Annotated in this window: 15 protein-coding genes; 7 read left to right on the top strand and 8 right to left on the bottom strand. The window is 64.0% G+C overall.

Going from position 1 to position 15,854, the window contains the following annotated elements:
• Window positions 1-215 precede the first annotated feature (215 nt).
• On the bottom strand, window positions 216-989 hold the full coding sequence (locus FJ948_RS00995) for a GntR family transcriptional regulator (protein WP_140701346.1): 774 nt from the start codon (window positions 987-989) through the stop codon (window positions 216-218).
• 153 nt (window positions 990-1,142) lie between these two features.
• Here FJ948_RS00995 and FJ948_RS00990 point away from each other — a divergent pair, with 153 nt between their 5' ends.
• Genes FJ948_RS00990 through kynU form a run of 4 tightly spaced genes read left to right on the top strand, consistent with a single transcriptional unit; the run spans window position 1,143 to window position 5,180 of the window.
• Window positions 1,143-2,129: an ABC transporter substrate-binding protein gene (locus FJ948_RS00990; protein WP_140702172.1), complete on the top strand. Its 987-nt coding sequence runs from the start codon at window positions 1,143-1,145 to the stop codon at window positions 2,127-2,129.
• 60 nt (window positions 2,130-2,189) lie between these two features.
• Window positions 2,190-2,969 (top strand): ABC transporter ATP-binding protein, encoded by a 780-nt coding sequence (locus FJ948_RS00985; protein WP_140701344.1) that lies wholly within the window; start codon window positions 2,190-2,192, stop codon window positions 2,967-2,969.
• Between the two features lie 5 nt (window positions 2,970-2,974).
• Window positions 2,975-3,898, top strand: a complete 924-nt coding sequence (locus FJ948_RS00980; RefSeq protein ID WP_140701342.1) for an ABC transporter permease — start codon at window positions 2,975-2,977, stop codon at window positions 3,896-3,898.
• 34 nt (window positions 3,899-3,932) lie between these two features.
• Complete coding sequence (kynU, locus tag FJ948_RS00975) at window positions 3,933-5,180, top strand: kynureninase (protein ID WP_140702170.1); 1,248 nt, start codon at window positions 3,933-3,935, stop codon at window positions 5,178-5,180.
• 43 nt (window positions 5,181-5,223) lie between these two features.
• Here the strand turns inward: kynU and kynA are convergent, their stop codons facing one another.
• A complete protein-coding gene (gene kynA, locus FJ948_RS00970) occupies window positions 5,224-6,060 on the bottom strand; it encodes a tryptophan 2,3-dioxygenase (RefSeq protein WP_140701340.1) in 837 nt (278 codons plus the stop codon).
• Window positions 6,057-7,682, bottom strand: a complete 1,626-nt coding sequence (locus FJ948_RS00965) for an AMP-binding protein (RefSeq protein ID WP_140701338.1) — start codon at window positions 7,680-7,682, stop codon at window positions 6,057-6,059. Before FJ948_RS00965 ends, kynA begins: the two co-directional genes overlap by 4 nt.
• A 307-nt stretch (window positions 7,683-7,989) precedes the next feature.
• On the opposite strand from FJ948_RS00965, the gene FJ948_RS00960 reads away from it, so the two are divergent.
• Complete coding sequence (locus FJ948_RS00960; protein WP_140701336.1) at window positions 7,990-8,820, top strand: alpha/beta hydrolase; 831 nt, start codon at window positions 7,990-7,992, stop codon at window positions 8,818-8,820.
• A 43-nt stretch (window positions 8,821-8,863) separates the two neighbouring features.
• On the opposite strand, the gene glp is transcribed toward FJ948_RS00960, so the two are convergent.
• From glp to FJ948_RS00935, 5 genes are read right to left on the bottom strand one after another with little or no spacing between them, the layout of a single operon-like run.
• Window positions 8,864-10,069, bottom strand: coding sequence for a gephyrin-like molybdotransferase Glp (glp, locus tag FJ948_RS00955; RefSeq protein WP_140701334.1), 1,206 nt, complete (start codon window positions 10,067-10,069; stop codon window positions 8,864-8,866).
• Window positions 10,069-10,551 carry a cyclic pyranopterin monophosphate synthase MoaC gene (moaC, locus tag FJ948_RS00950; protein ID WP_140701332.1) on the bottom strand — a complete coding sequence of 161 codons (483 nt, stop codon included), beginning with the start codon at window positions 10,549-10,551 and terminating at the stop codon, window positions 10,069-10,071. The genes glp and moaC overlap by 1 nt, the downstream gene beginning before the upstream one ends.
• Window positions 10,552-10,553: 2 nt before the next feature.
• A complete protein-coding gene (gene trpC, locus FJ948_RS00945) occupies window positions 10,554-11,366 on the bottom strand; it encodes an indole-3-glycerol phosphate synthase TrpC (protein ID WP_140701330.1) in 813 nt (270 codons plus the stop codon).
• 3 nt (window positions 11,367-11,369) lie between these two features.
• Window positions 11,370-12,380 carry an anthranilate phosphoribosyltransferase gene (trpD, locus tag FJ948_RS00940; protein WP_140701328.1) on the bottom strand — a complete coding sequence of 337 codons (1,011 nt, stop codon included), beginning with the start codon at window positions 12,378-12,380 and terminating at the stop codon, window positions 11,370-11,372.
• Window positions 12,377-14,269 carry a SurA N-terminal domain-containing protein gene (locus FJ948_RS00935; protein WP_140701326.1) on the bottom strand — a complete coding sequence of 631 codons (1,893 nt, stop codon included), beginning with the start codon at window positions 14,267-14,269 and terminating at the stop codon, window positions 12,377-12,379. Before FJ948_RS00935 ends, trpD begins: the two co-directional genes overlap by 4 nt.
• 143 nt (window positions 14,270-14,412) lie before the next feature.
• On the opposite strand from FJ948_RS00935, the gene tpiA reads away from it, so the two are divergent.
• Together tpiA and secG are read left to right on the top strand one after the other, a co-directional pair.
• Window positions 14,413-15,183, top strand: a complete 771-nt coding sequence (gene tpiA, locus FJ948_RS00930) for a triose-phosphate isomerase (protein WP_140701324.1) — start codon at window positions 14,413-14,415, stop codon at window positions 15,181-15,183.
• Between the two features lie 167 nt (window positions 15,184-15,350).
• Complete coding sequence (gene secG, locus FJ948_RS00925) at window positions 15,351-15,842, top strand: preprotein translocase subunit SecG (protein ID WP_140701322.1); 492 nt, start codon at window positions 15,351-15,353, stop codon at window positions 15,840-15,842.
• Window positions 15,843-15,854 lie beyond the last annotated feature (12 nt).

Raw genomic sequence — 15,854 nt, 5'->3', positions numbered from 1 at the left:
TCCGCATGGGCCTTGAAATCGTTATGGTTAATGGCTTGCGGCCTACCCCTGAAGGAGGCTTGGCGCCAGCCCTTTCAAAGGATCCAGGTAAGGGGCTCCAGCAAGTGTTCGTGCCATCTCCGGCGGAACGAAACGAAATCAAAACGCCAACAGCCGGCAAGCCGCTCACGGGCGGCCTTTATTCCTCCAGCGTCGGCCGGTGCACGGGCCCGACGTCATCCGGCGATAGCCTTCAAGCTGCCGGCGCGGGCGGCGTATTTGGTCGCGCCACTGTCTTCGCTGTGGACATAGACATGCAGCGTGTAGCCGATATGGGCCGTCATCAGCGCCTTGGCCCGTTCGACATCACGATCGAGTGCCGCTTCCATGATCGCGGTGTGATGCTCGATGGCAATCGCTTCGCGCAATGCCTCCATCGCCTCCTCATAGCCATCCTTGAGGCCAGCCGCGGCCCGTAATGTCGGCGCCAGGCCAAGAAAGCGATGATGCCGGCGTAGCTGATCCGAGATTGTCGAGCGGAAACGCATCAGCCAGTTGCATGTGGCGGCGCTCAGCAGCGCCGCATGGAAGGCCTCGTGGTTCTCGTCCCATTTGTCGACGGCCGCATCCGAGGGATCGTCGACCGCGGTCTTGCAACGGGCGAGCCGGTAGTGGGCGGTGACAACGGCATCCTCCCATTCCTTGCCGCCTTTCTCCATCGATTCGAGGAACAAGGGGATCTCGACCACCATCCTGGCGCGCGCCAGATCCTCAAGTTCGGCCCGCGATACGGGAGCGACTGTAAAACCACGGTTGCTGATGGCGGTGACAAGGCGTTCGGCCTCGAGCCGCGACAAGGCTTCGCGCAACGGCGTCCAGCCGACGCCATAGGTGCCGCGCAGCGCGCTCAGCCTGAGGGGCGCGCCGGGCATGAGGCGCGTGGTCAGGATATCACGACGCAACAGCTGATAGGCTGCCTCCGCTTTTGTGGAGTTCGTCTCATCCTGCATCGCGGTCCATCCGTCGTCCGGCAAAGCGAAATTATATATGATGTCCGACCGTGGCAAGAATTATATATAATGTTTGACAGGGGACGGCCGACTGACCATGATCGTTGCAGTAGCCGCGCTGCAAGCGGCGCTGATCAAATCTGGGAGGAAATGATGTTGAAGTCGAAATCCGCTTGGGTGTCGGGTTTGTTCCTGGCTGGCGCGTTGATGGTGAGCGCCGGCAGTGCCGCCGCCGATCAGATCCGCATCGGCATTGCCAATTTCGGCGAACATCCGCAGCTCAACGCCGCCATAGCCGGCTTCAAGAAGGCGCTGACGGACAACGGCTTCGTCGAAGGCAAGGACGTCGTCTATACGGAGAGCCATACCAATTTCGATGCATCGCTGGTGCCGCAGATGATCGCCAAGCTGCAGGCCGAGCAGCCCAAGCTGATCTACACCATCACCACGCCGGTTTCGCAGATCGCCAAGAAGGCGCTCGCCGGTTCCGGCATTCCGATCGTCTTTGCCGCGGTCACCGATCCAGTGGCGGCCAAGCTGGTGCCCTCATGGGACGCCGGAGACGAAGGCATGACCGGCGCCAGCGATCTGCAGGACGTCGCCGCGGTGATGGCCTTCACCAAGAAGTTGCTGCCCAACGCCAAGCGCTTCGGCGTGCCTTACAATCCCGGCGAGGCCAACGACGTTGCCTTGGTCGAAAAGATCAAGGCGGCGGCGCCCGCGGCCGGCTTCGAGGTGGTGGAGGTCGGCATCGACAACGTCAATGACATCCAGCAACGCATCGCTTCGCTCGCCGGCAAGGCCGACGTGATCTACGGCCCGGCCTCGAACCTTATCCAGCCGGCGATCGCCGCTGTCTCCGCGGCCGCCCGCCAGGCCGGTATCCCGGTCGTCAACTCCGATGACAGCGCGGTCCGCAACGGCACCGTGCCGGCGAGCTTCGCGGTCAATTACACGCAGGTCGGTGTCAACGCCGGCATCATCGCCGCCGAGATCCTGAAGGGGAAGAACCCCGAGACGATCGCGCCGTCGCGCCCGGCCTACAAGGACCACATGGCAACGATCTCGCGCAAGGCGATGGCCGCGTTCGGTATCGAGATACCCGCTTCGATGGCCGATTGCGGCTGCATCGTCGACTGACATCGGAACCGCAAGGGGTGACGGCCTCGGCGCCGTCATCCTTGAGGTGAGGGAGGAACGATGCTCGAAATCCGATCGGCGCGCAAAGTATTCTACAAGGGCCAGGCCGACGAGAAGGTCGCGCTGGACGGTCTCAGCCTGTCGTTGGCCACGGGCGAGTTCGGCATCGTCATCGGCTCCAACGGTGCTGGCAAGAGCAGCATGCTCAACGCTATTTCCGGCGCCCTGATCCTCGATTCCGGCCAGATCCTGATCAACGGCGCCGATGTGACTGGAATGCCCGTGCACAAGCGCGCCGCGAAACTGGCGCGCGTCTTCCAGGATCCGATGCGCGGCACCGCCGCCAGCATGACGGTCGCGGAAAACATGCTGCTGGCCGACTTGCGCAGCAGCAAGCGCACCTTGCGCCAGGGGCTGAACGCCACCCGGCTCGCGTCCTACAGGGAACGCCTGTCGATACTGGGCCTCGGCCTTGAAAACCGCCTCGACACCCGCGTCGACCTGCTTTCGGGCGGGCAGCGGCAGTCGCTGTCGCTGATCATGGCGGTCGGCGGGTCACCGGACTTGCTGCTGCTCGACGAACATACCGCGGCGCTCGACCCGCGCACGGCCGAGATTGTCATGCGGGCGACGGTGCGCGCCGTCAACGCGCTAAAGCTGACGACCCTGATGGTAACCCACAACATGCAGCACGCCGTCGATTACGGCAGCCGCGTGATCATGCTCGACGCGGGCCGGGTCTTGCTGGAGGTCACCGGCGAGGAGAAGGCGAGGGTCACGGTTCTCGATCTGATCGGCCATTTTTCCGTCAAGACCGACCGCATGTTGCTGGCGAGCTGACCGACATGGGTTTTGTTCAGGAAATTCTCACCAGTTTCGTCGCGATCATTCCGGTCACGCTGGCGCAAAGCCTGATCCTGGCCTTTGTCGTGCTCGGGATCATGATCCCGTTTCGGATGCTGAATTTTCCCGATCTCACCAGTGAGGGCGCCTTTCCACTGGGCGGCTGCGTCTGTGGTGTGCTGCTGGCCGCCGGCGTATCGCCACTGGCAGCCATCGTGGTCGCATTCGCGGCGGGCTTCGCGGCAGGCTGCTGCACCGCCTTCATCCATCTGCGCTTCCGCATCCACACGCTTCTCGCGGGCATCCTGATGATGACGATGCTCTACAGCATCAACCTCCGCATCATGGGCAAGTCCAACCTCTCCGTCTTCGGCTCGCCAGCCGTCTTCGACTGGGTGCCGTTCGCGCGGCCAGGTTTTCCCGCCAGCAAGATCGTGGTCGCCGGCCTCCTCGCGCTGATCGCCTTCGCGTTGCTCTACATGTTCTTCCGGACCGAGAAGGGGACAGCGGTGCGTGCCGTGGGCGCCAATCCCGACATGGCCGAGGCGCAAGGCATCAATGTCTGGGCAGCCACCATAGGCGGAGTCGGGCTGGCGAGCGCGTTCTCAGCCTCAAGCGGCGCACTGATGGTGCAGTCGCAGGGGTTTGCCGACGTCAATATGGGGCTGGGGATCCTCATCAACGGCCTTGCCGCGCTGATGATCGGCGAGGCCGTCGTCGGCAAGCAGACGGTCTGGCGTCAGCTGCTGGCGCCGTTTGCCGGCGCGATCATCTATTACCAGCTGGTGTCGTTCTGCCTTGCCGCCGGCATGCCGCCGCCCGACCTGAAGCTTGCCACCGGCCTGTTCGTGCTGGCCATGCTTGCCTTGCCCAGCCTCAAGCGCGGCCGTGGGCCGGCGCCTGCCCGCGAAGCGATCCGTGAATAATCGGGGCGTGAATAAATCAGGGAATGTCACAATGATGCGTGCACCGCTCGATCTCGCAGCCGTCGAGGCCTTGGATGCGGCGGATCCGCTGCGTGCCATGCGCGACCGGTTCATCTTGCCGGAAGGCGTCATCTATCTCGACGGCAATTCGCTCGGCGCCGCGGCGCCCGCCGTCTTCAGCGAGCTGCAGAAGGCAGCGACACAGGAGTGGGCGCAGGATTTGATCCGCGCCTGGAATACCGCCGGCTGGTTCGACATGCCGGTGGCACTTGGCGACCAGCTCGGACGATTGATCGGCGCCGCGCCCGGCCAGACGGTGGTCTGCGATACGACCTCGATCAACATCTACAAGGTGCTGCATGCGGCCTTGGCCATGCGGCCGGACCGCTCGGTCATCGTGGCCGAAGGAGACAGCTTTCCGACCGATCTCTACATGGCCGAAGGCGTGGCCTCGACGCGGCCGGGCACGGTGCTGCGGCTCGAGGGCGTTGATGCGCCTGACATTGAGGACCTGATCGACGAGCGTGTCGCCGTCGTCCTGGTCAACCATGTCAACTACAAATCCGGACAGTTGCGCGACATGGCGGCACTGACATGCAAGGCCCATCAGGTCGGCGCGCTGATCGTCTGGGATCTCTGCCATACGGCCGGCGCCCTGCCGGTCGAGCTCGACAGCGCCAATGCCGATTTCGCCATCGGCTGCACCTACAAATATCTCAATGGCGGTCCGGGCGCGCCGGCCTTCATCTACGCCGCCACGCGTCATCACGACAAGGTCCAGCAGCCGCTCAGCGGTTGGTGGGGCCACGCACGGCCCTTCGCCTTCGAACAGGGCTATGCGGCCGGCAACGGCATCCGCCGCTTCCTGTGCGGCACGCAGCCCGTGCTGTCGATGCGGGCGCTGAAAGGTGCGCTGGATATCTGGGACGATGTCGACATGGCAGCGGTGCGCAAGAAGAGCATTGCGCTCACCGACCTGTTCATCCATCTCGTCGAGACCAGGTGCGGCGCCTACGGCCTGGAACTCGAAAGCCCGCGCGATGCCAAGCAGCGCGGCAGCCAGGTTTCGTTCCTCCACCCGCACGGCTACCAGGTGATGCGGGCCTTGATCGACCGCGGCGTGATCGGCGATTTCCGTGCGCCCTCGACGATCCGCTTCGGCTTCACGCCGCTCTATGTCGGTTACGCCGATGTGTGGCAGGCGGTCGAGGTGCTGGAAGACATCCTGCGCACCGACGCCTGGCAGGACGTGCGCTTCGCGGTCAAGACGGCGGTGACCTGAAAGTCGGCACATTTTTCCGTAGGAATTGCGTCGAACAGAGCGTTCAGAGCCGGGTGCGGACGGTCCACAGTTCCGGAAACAGGACGACCTCCAGCATCTTCTTGAGGTAAGAGGCGCCCGATGTGCCGCCGGTGCCGCGCTTCAGGCCGATGATGCGCTCGACCGTGGTGACATGGTTGAAGCGCCAGCGGCGGAAATAGTCCTCGAAGTCGACCAGCTTCTCGGCCAGCTCGTAGAGCATCCAGTAGCGCTGTGGGTCGCGGTACACGGTCTGCCAGGCGACGAGGACCTCTTCGTTCTCGGTCCGCGTCTCGCGCCAGTCCGTGCGCCTCGCATCCGCCCCGATGTCGAAGCCGTTGCGCGCCAGAAGCAGCAGCGCTTCGTCGTAGAGCGACGGCGCCGCCAGGATCGCCTCCAATCGGTCCGTCAGGTCCGGCCGGTGCTTGTGCGGCCCGAGCATTGCGAGGTTGCGATTGCCGGCCATGAATTCGATGGCGCGATATTGCCAGGACTGAAAACCCGAGGACTGGCCGAGCGCGTCGCGGAACTCGGTGTATTCGCTTGGAGTCATCGTGCGCAATACATCCCAGGCATTGTTCAACTGCTCGAAAATGCGGGCGACGCGCGACAGCATCTTGAAGCTCGGCTCGAGGCGATCGGCACGGATCGAGCGGATCGCGGCGCCAATCTCGTGCAGGGCGAGCTTCATCCACAATTCCGATGTCTGGTGCTGGATGATGAACAGCATCTCGTCATGCGCCGACGACAGCGGGGCCTGCGCGTCGAGTACTTTCTCCAGGTGCAGGTAGTCGCTGTAGGACATGCGTTCCTTGAACGACATCTGTGCGCCTTCTGACGCCGGATCGTAGGGCTCGCTCAATTGATTTTCTCCGTGCGCAGCCGGAACCGCTGGATTTTTCCGGTCTGGGTCTTGGGCAGAGCGGCAATGAATTTCACCGAGCGCGGATATTTGTAGGGCGCAATCGTTGCCTTGACATGGTCCTGCAGGCGCTTGACGGTCATCGCGTCCGGCGAAACGCCTTGCACCAGCACGACATGCGCTTCGACGATCTGGCCGCGCTCGCCATCCTCGGCGCCGATGACCGCGCATTCGGCGACATCGGGATGCGAAAGCAACGCCGCCTCGACCTCCGGGCCGGCGATGTTGTAGCCGGCGCTGACGATCATGTCGTCGGAACGCGCGGCGAAGTGGAAGAAGCCGTCTTCGTCTTGCCAAAAAGTGTCACCGGTGAGGTTCCAGCCGTCGCGCACATAGTCCTTCTGCCGGTCGTCGGCCATATAGCGGCAGCCGGTTGGCCCGCGCACCGCCAGCCGTCCTGGCTCGCCACGCGGCACCTCGCGCATTTCGTCGTCGACGATGCGCGCTTCGTAGCCGCCAACAGGCTTGCCGGTCGAAGCCGGCTTCCTGTCGTCGAAGCGGTTGGAGATGAAGATGTGCAGCATTTCGGTGGCGCCGATACCGTCGAGGATGGGCTTGCCGGTCTTCTTCGTCCATTCTTCGAAGACTGGAGCCGGCAAAGTCTCGCCGGCAGAGACGGCAACGCGCAGCGACGACAGGTCGGCGCCTTCGTCCATGGCCTTCAGCATGGCGCGGTAGGCGGTCGGCGCGGTGAAGGAAATGGTCGCTTTGTAGGTCTCGATGATGTGGATCATGTTGGGCGGCGTCGCCTGCTCCAGCAGGGTCGCCGCCGCACCGAAACGCAGGGGAAAGATGGCGAGGCCGCCAAGGCCGAAGGTGAAGGCGAGCGGTGGCGAGCCGACGAAGACATCGTCCGGTGTCACTTGCAGAACCTCGCGCGCATAGGCGTCGGCGATGATCAGCAGATCGCGGTGAAAATGCATCGTCGCCTTCGGCACGCCCGTGGTGCCCGAGGTGAAGCCGAGCAGGGCGACATCGTCGCGGCCGGTGCTGACCGCGGTGAAGGTGACCGGCTTGTCGAGGGCGGCGCGGTCGAGTTCGGCATCGTGGTTGGCGGTGCCGTCGAAACCGATGACCTGTTTGAGAAACCCGCTGTCCTTGGCGCAGGCGGTCATCTCGTCCATCAGCCTGGTGTCGCAGAGCGCTGTGGTGATCTCGGCCTTGTCGACGATCTTGGTGAGTTCGCCCGCGCGCAGCATCGGCATGGTGTTGACGACGACGGCGCCGACCTTGGTGGCGGCCAGCCAGCAGGCAACCATGGCAGGGTTGTTGGCCGAGCGGATCAGCACCCGGTTGCCCGGCCTGACGCCATAATTCTCGACCAGCGCATGGGCCAGCCGGTTCGTCCAGTCGGACAGTTCCTTGTAGGTACGGCGGCGGCCATTGCCGATCAGGGCGGTGTGGTCGCCGAGCCCCTTCTCGACCAACCTGTCGGTCAATTCGACACCGGCATTGAGGTGTTCTGGATAGTCGAAGCCGTCGAGCAGGAAGTCGGGCCATTGTTCGAGCGGCGGCAGATGATCGCGCGTGAATGTGTCGGTATGCGCTGAAGGCCCAAGCATCTCGCCGCTACCCCATCTGCTGCCCGGCCAGCGTGCGGGGCACCTGGGCGGTGGATTGAATTCCTGTCCGTCGCGGAAGGCTTCATGCGGCCGGCAAACGTCTTGTCGACATGCCACCGGAAAGGTGACCGTCGACACGTCCGAACAGCACAGCGGACCTCCCATTTTGTCAGCTGTTCCGCAGGCAGGATCGCACCAGTCGAAATTTGTTTCAAGCCTAAAATGTTTTGCCCCTGGAGCATTGACGCATGACGTGGCGGCGGCCATTGCTAGCGCGGAAACGATGCCGCTTCGGGGGAGGGTGCCGATGCCAGACCATCGCATTGCCGACTGGGACAATGCCTACGCCAATGGAGACAATATCGCGCGCAGCGACCGTTGGCCCGCCGCATGGTCGGAACCGGCGCAAGCGTTTCGTGACGCATTGTCGGCGCAGGGCCGGGCACGCCTCGACATCGCCTATGGCGATCGGCCGCGCAACCGGTTCGACCTTTTCCTTCCCAAGGCCACGCCGAAGGGACTCGTCGTGTTCATCCATGGCGGCTATTGGATGGAGACCAACAAGAGCTTGTGGTCGCATCTTGCCAATGGCGCGGTCGGCAGCGGCTTCGCCGTGGCGATGCCGTCCTACACACAATGCCCTGATATACGCATCGCCGGGATCGTCACTGAAATCGCGGCGGCCATCGGCACGGCCGCCGCCATGATCGACGGACCGCTGATGCTGACCGGGCATTCGGCGGGCGGGCACCTCGCCAGCCGCATGGTGACGACATCAACACCTCTGGCGACCGACGTCGCGCGGCGCGTGCGCCATATCGTCTCGATCTCGGGGCTGCATGATTTGCGTCCGCTGATGCGCACGGACATGAACGCGGCGCTGAAAATCGATGAGCATGAGGCGCTGACGGAAAGCCCGGCGCTGCTGCGCCCCATGGATGGTGTCCGCATCACCTGCTGGGCCGGCGGCGGCGAGCGTTCCGAGTTCCTGCGCCAGAATGCGTTGCTCGCCAACATCTGGACCGGACTTGGCGCAATCACCAATGCCGTGGTCGAGCCCGACCGGCACCATTACGACGTTGTCGATGGCCTCGCCGATCCCGCGCATCCGCTGACGCGGACCTTGATTTCGGAATAGTCGATAATTTTGTCCCGATGTCAGCTATTTACGGAGCAATTCTTCAGCGCAACATCAGAACGCTGCAAGTATCGCCGGCGACAGACGCAGGCGCAAAAGGCGCGCGTACGATCAATCCGTTGGCGTCTGCAAGCATCCTCAGCATGGAAGAATCCTGGATGCCGAACGGCGTCGCCACCAGTTCGCCGTCGTCTTGCCGAACCACCGCCCGTACATAATCCTGGCGCAGGTCATTGGCCGGCATCGCGCTCCCCAGCCTTGCCGGGCGGATGTCCTGACGATGCTCGCGGCCACCAAGCCTCGCCAGAAGCGGCTTCAGGAACAATTGCGAGCAGACCAGGCTTGCCACGGGGTTGCCGGGCAGGCCGATGCACCTGATGTCGCCGAGGCGGCCGAACATCAGGGGCTTGCCGGGACGCATGGCGATCTTCCAGAAGCCGAGCGTCATGCCTTCGCCGGTCAGCACATCATGGATCAGATCGTGGTCGCCGACCGAGGCGCCGCCAAGGGTGACGATGACATCCGCACCGACCGCGACCGCTTTTTGCACCAGCGCGGCGATAGCCTCCTTGCGGTCGGCAGCGATGCCGAGATCGAGAGCGCGGGCGCCGACCGATTGCGCGGCAGCGGCGACGCCGTAAGCATTGGACGAAATGATCTGGTCTGGCCCGAGTTCACTGCCGGGCGGCAACAACTCGTCGCCAGTGGCGATGATGGCGACCAGCGGCCGCCTGACCACAGTAACTGCTGGGTGGTTAGCAGATGCGGCGAGCGACAGCGCTGCCGGGTCGAGGACACGGCCTTTTTCCAGCAGGACGTCACCTTTGGAAAAATCGAGGCCGATGCGGCGAATGTTGCGCCATTCAGCCGTCGGTTCGGTCACTTCGATTTGGCCGCCGCCGAGATCGCGGACGTTTTCCTGGATGACGATGGTGTCGGCGCCATCGGGCAGCGGCGCGCCGGTGAAGATGCGTACTGCCTGTCGCTCGCCGACGGTGCCGTCAAAGCCGCGCCCGGCCGGCGCCATGCCGATCACCGAGAGTTTCGATGGCACCGAGGCAACATCAACCGCGCGGATCGCATAGCCGTCCATGGCCGATGCGTTGAAGGGGGGCTGGGTGCGAAGCGCCACGACCGGTTCGGCCAGTACACGATCGACCGCCTCGATGAGAGGGACGCTTTCGCCGGCCAGCGGTGCGGCGCCATCCAGCAGGCGTTCAAGCGCCTCGGCGACCGGAACCAGCGCCATCAGGCGTCTGCCTTGTAGTCGCCTGATTTGCCGCCGGTCTTTTCCACCAGCCGGATGCCGGAAATGACCATGGCGCGGTCGACTGCCTTGGCCATGTCGTAGATGGTCAGGCAGGCCACGGACGCGGCGGTCAAAGCTTCCATCTCGACGCCGGTCTTGCCGGTGACACGCGCCAGTGCCGTGACCTTCAGGCCCGGCAGTGCATGGTCTGGCTCGATGTCGACGGAAACCTTGGTCAGCAACAGGGGGTGGCAGAGCGGGATCAACTCGTGCGTCTTTTTCGCGGCCATGATGCCGGCGATACGCGCCGTGCCGAGCACATCGCCTTTCTTGGCATTGCCGGCGAGGATGGTCTTCAATGTTTCTGGTTGCATGGAGACAAAGCCCTCCGCGATCGCGGTGCGCGTCGTCTCTTCCTTGTCGCCGACATCGACCATGTTGGCTTCGCCCTGTGCGCCAAGGTGCGTGAGGGTGGCCGCCACGATCAGATCGCCTCGGCTGCTGCCTTGCCCGTCAGGAGCAAGCGCGTCGCGGCGGCGACGTCCTGTTGCCGCATCAGGCTTTCGCCGACGAGGAAGGTGCCGATGCCGCTCTTTTGCATCCTGAGACAATCGTCATGGGTGAAGATGCCGCTCTCGCTGACCAGCAGGCGATCGGAGGGTACCATCGCCGCCAGCCGTTCGGAGGTCTGGAGGCTGGTCTCGAACGTTCTCAGATTGCGGTTGTTGATGCCGATCAGCCGCGACGACAGTTTCAGCGCGCGCTCCGTCTCGGCCTCGTCATGCACCTCGATCAGCGCATCCATGCCGAGTTCGAACGCCGTCGCTTCAAGCTCGCTCGCCAGGGCGTCGTCGACGCTGGCCATGATGATCAGGATGGCGTCGGCGGCCCAGGCGCGGGCTTCATGGACCTGGTAGGGATCGAACAGGAAGTCCTTGCGCAATGCGGGCAGGGTGACGGCTGCCCGTGCCCTGGTGAGGAATTCGGGCGCGCCCTGAAAGGATGGCGCGTCCGTCAGCACGGAAAGGCAAGCGGCGCCGCCTTTTTCATACGCTTTCGCCAGTGCCGGCGGATCGAAATCGGCACGGATCAACCCTTTGGAGGGGCTTGCCTTCTTGATCTCGGCGATCAGGGCGAAATCGCCTGAATTGCGCTTCGCTTCAAGCGCCGCGAGAAAGCCGCGTGGTGCGTCGGCTTCTTTCGCGAGCGCCTTGATCTCGGCCAGCGGCAGGCGTGCCTTGGCGGCGGCGATCTCGTCGCGCTTGTAGGCTTCGATCTTGCGCAGAATGTCAGACACGGTTCACCCGTTCGAAATTTCGACCAGCCGGTCGAGCACCCGCAGCGCCCGGCCGCTGTCGATCGCCTGCGCGGCAATGGCGATGCCGTCGCCCAGCGTCGTCGCCTTGCCTGCGATCACCAGGCCGGCGCCGGCATTCATCAGCACAGTGTCGCGATAGGCGCCAGCGGCACCGCCCAGCATGTCGCGCAAGGCCTTGGCGTTGTAGGCGGCGTCGCCGCCGCGCAGCTCGTCCTTTGTATGGCGCTTCAGCCCAACCTCTTCCGGGGTTAGCGTGAAGCTGCGGATTTCGCCGCCGACCAACTCGGCGACCTGCGTCTCGCCGGTGGTGGTGATCTCGTCATAGCCATCGCCATGGGCGACCCAGGCGTGCTCGGTGCCCAGCGCCTGCAGCGTCTCGGCAACCGGCATGATCCATTCCGGCATGAACACGCCGACCATCTGCCGTTTCACGCCGGCCGGATTGGAGAGGGGCCCGAGCAGGTTGAAAATGGTCCGGGTGCCAAGCTCGACGCGGGTCGGGCCGACATGCTTCATGGCCGGATGATGCGCCGGCGCGAACATGAAGCCGACGCCGGCTTCATGGATGCACTTGCCAATCGTCTCCGGCGCGATGTCGATCTTGACGCCCAGCGCAATCAGCACGTCGGCCGCGCCGGTCAACGAGGACAGGCCGCGATTGCCGTGCTTGGCGACCGGCACGCCGCTGCCGGCAATGACGAAGGCGGAAGCCGTCGAAATGTTGACCGAGTGCGAATTGTCACCACCGGTGCCGACAATATCGATCGCGCCATCTGGCGCGTCGACGCGCAGCATCTTGGCGCGCATGGTGGCGACAGCGCCCGAAATCTCGCCCACCGTCTCGCCGCGCACGCGCAATGCCATCAGGAAGCCGCCGATCTGCCCCGGGGTCGCGTCGCCCGACATGATGATGTCGAAAGCCTCGCGCGCTTCCTCGAAGGAAAGGGCGGTGCCGGTCGCGACCTTGGCGATATGGGTTTTCAGCGCGCTCATCTTGTCGAGGCTTGGGCAACGGCGGCCTGGTCGATGCGGACGTCGTACTGCGTCTGCAACTGCGCCACCAATTGGTCGAGCAGGTCGTCGGACATGCCGGCGGTGAAGGATTTCTGTGCGTCGTCCGGCACCGAGCTGGCATCGGCGCCAGCCGGTTCGAACACTTCGGCCACCTTGAACAGGATCTGGCCGTCGCCGGTGGGCGAGGGGATCAAGCCGGTGCCGCCTTCGCCGACGCCGAACATCACGGCGGCGCCCTCCTTGCCGAAGTCGGCATCATCGGCTTCGCGCTTCAAGCCGCGCTTGGTCTGCTTTTCCAGCTTGAGTTCACCGGCGATGACGTCGAGCGTGGCGCCGGCCTTGAGCCGCTTCTCGAATTCGTCCGCCTTGGCGGCAAGCCGCTTGGTGGTCTCGGCCGCTGTCCAGTCGGCGACGACCTTCTGGCGCACCTCGTCGAGAGTGCGGTCGCGCGCCGGCGTGATCGAACCGACCTCGTAGAAGACGAAGCCGTTGTCCGCCGTGGTCAGCGCTTCGTTTTCAGTGTTGGGTTCGGCATCGAAGACGGCCTTGATCAGCGCCGGCGATTCCGGCAGGTCCTTGACGATGGAGCCATCGGGCCTGAGGCCACTGCGGTCGATGGCGTCGATGGTGACGTCCTTGAGCTTCAATTTGGCGGCCGTGTCGGCCAGCGAACTGCCCGATGCACGGGTGTCCTCATAATTGTCGTGCACATCCAACAGGATGCGGCTTGCCTCACCCAAAGCCAGGTCCTTGCGGATCTGATCGGACACTTCCGCCAGCGGCTTCACCACCTCGGGTTTGATCTCGGTCACACGCAGCAGCACTGGACCGAAGGCGCCTTGGACGACCGGGCTGACTTCATTGGCGGCGAGCGCAAAGGCGGCATCGGCAACCGCCTTGTCGGCGATCTTGTCCTTGGCAAGCGTGCCAAGCAGCGTGTCGGCCGGGGTCTTGCCTTCGGCGGTCACCAGCTTTTCGAAAGTGGCGCCCGCCTTGAGCGAATCGAACGCTGCCTTGGCGGCATCCGGCGTCTTGAACACAAGCTGCTCGATGGTACGCATTTCGGGCGTGGTGTAGCGCGCCTTGTTCTTGTTGTAGTCGTCGCTGACTTGGCTGTCGGTGACGGCGGTCGTATCCATGATGTCCACGGGCTCGAGGCGGACATAGGAGAATTTGCGGTATTCGGGTGCGGCGTAGGTTTTCTTGTTGGCTTCGAAATAGGCCTGAAGCACGCTGTCGCTCGGCGCCTCGATCGGCTCGACCAGCGTCTTGGGCAAGGTCACATAGTCAACCGTCCGGTCTTCGCCGCGGTAGAGAGCGACCGCCTTGAAGAACGTATCCGGCGCCTTGAGCCCGTCAGAGACCGCCTCAACGATCTGCTGGCGTACCGCGACCTGAGCCTTGTTCTTCAAATAGTCTTCCGGCCGCATGCCCAGGTCACGAAGCCGCCCCTCGAAAACCCTGCGGTCGAATTGGCCGTCTGGACCCCGAAAAGCGGGTTCCTCGCGCGTCAGTTCGGCCAGTTTGTCCTTGGAGAAGCCGAGCCCGAGCTTGCGTGCCTGTTCGTCGAGAACCGCGCCCGAGACGAGTTGCGCCAGAACCGTGTTGTCGATGCCGAGCGCCTTGGCCTGTTCATGGGTAAGGCGCTGACCGAATTGCTGCGACATGACGGCGAGCTGCCGGTCGTAGGCGAGGCGGTATTCGTTGATCGACACCTTGGTGCCGCCGGCCGTTATCACTGAATCATGGCCGGCAAATCCGCCCATCAGGCGTCCGGAGATACCCCAGGCGGCGAAACTGACCACCAGCAGCGAAAGCAATGTCTTCGCGACCCAAGTGCCCGCCGCGTTTCTCAATATACCAAGCATGGACAATTCCGATTTATGCGCATTTTCGCATGCGCCGAGTCTGAAACAAGCGCAATAGCGCCCTTCCGGCCCACTGTCGATTGCTTTGTGGCCTGATTTTGGTAGTGAGGGCGCTGCTTAATGTCGCCTGGAGAGACCGCCCAATGACCCCTGGAATTCGTCCGCTTGTCGCCGGCAACTGGAAAATGAACGGCACCAGCGCCTCGCTCAACGAACTCAGGATGATCGGCAACGGCTTCATGAGCGGACTCGACGCCGAAACAGAGGCGCTGGTCTGCGTTCCCGCGACCTTGCTTTCCCATGCGGCGGAGATTCTGTCGCGCACCCCCGTCCATGCCGGCGGTGAGGACTGCCACACAAAGGAGAGCGGCGCCTATACCGGCTGCATCTCCGCGGAGATGTTGAAGGACGCGGGCGCGAGCCATGTCATCGTCGGTCACTCCGAATGCCGCGAACAACGCGGCGAGGACGATGCGACGGTCCAGGCCAAGGCCACCGCTGCCTGGCGCGCCGGGCTCGTGGCGATTGTCTGCATCGGCGAGACGCAGCAACAACGTGAGGCCGGCGCCACGCTCGACGTGCTGTCGCGCCAGGTTGCCGGTTCGGTGCCGCCAAGCGCCACGCCATCCAACACCGTCATTGCCTATGAGCCGGTGTGGGCGATCGGAACCGGGCTGACGCCAACCGCTGCCGATGTGTCCGAGGCGCATGCGCATATCCGCGAAAAGCTGTCGGAAAGGCTCGGTGGCGTCGCGGCCAGGATGCGCATCCTGTATGGCGGTTCGGTCAAGCCGTCCAACGCCGTGGAACTGCTGGGTGTCAGGAATGTCGATGGCGCGCTTGTCGGCGGCGCCAGCCTGAAAGCGGCCGATTTCCTCGGTATCGCGGAAGCCTATCGCAGCATTGCGGGGTGAGATTCACTGGGACGGGCGGGGCTTGTCCCATCCAAATTCGTTGCAAAGGGTGCGTTGCTTCCCATATTCCGGCCACGGGCTTGGAAATGCCGTGAAAGCATTGTATTGAGCCGCCTCCAATTCACCGGTCGTGTCCGCGGCCGGGCAAGGCCTTGCCAGGATAAACTATGCAAACCGTATTGATCGTCATCCATCTCATGGTCGTGCTCGCCCTTGTCGGCGTGGTGCTGCTGCAGCGCTCCGAAGGCGGCGGCCTTGGCATTGGTGGCGGATCTGGCTTCATGACGGCGCGCGGTGCCGCCAACGCATTGACCCGGGCGACGGCGATCCTGGCGGCGGCGTTCTTCGTCACGTCGCTTACCCTGTCGATCATCGCCCGCTACGGCGAAAAGCCGATCGACATTCTCGACCGGGTTCCGGCGACTTCGGACAATGCCGGCAAGGGCGTGCTCAACCAATTGCCGGGTACGACCACCCCGGCACCCGCCGGCAACGCCACGCCGACGCCGCCGTCCGGCAACGATGCCGGCGCGACGCCCCCGGCAAACGCTCCGGCCACGGCACCCGCCGCCGGCTCGACGGCACCTGCCACCAACGGCGCTACCAACGCCGCGCCGGCGACCACAGCGCCAGCGACGCCGCAGGTCCCGAACCAGTAACCTCCAATTCTA

Origin of the sequence: Mesorhizobium sp. B2-3-12, from assembly GCF_006442205.1 — a bacterium.
In the GTDB taxonomy this organism is placed as follows: Bacteria; Pseudomonadota; Alphaproteobacteria; order Rhizobiales; family Rhizobiaceae; genus Mesorhizobium.
This window is presented reverse-complemented; position numbering and strand designations above follow the sequence as displayed.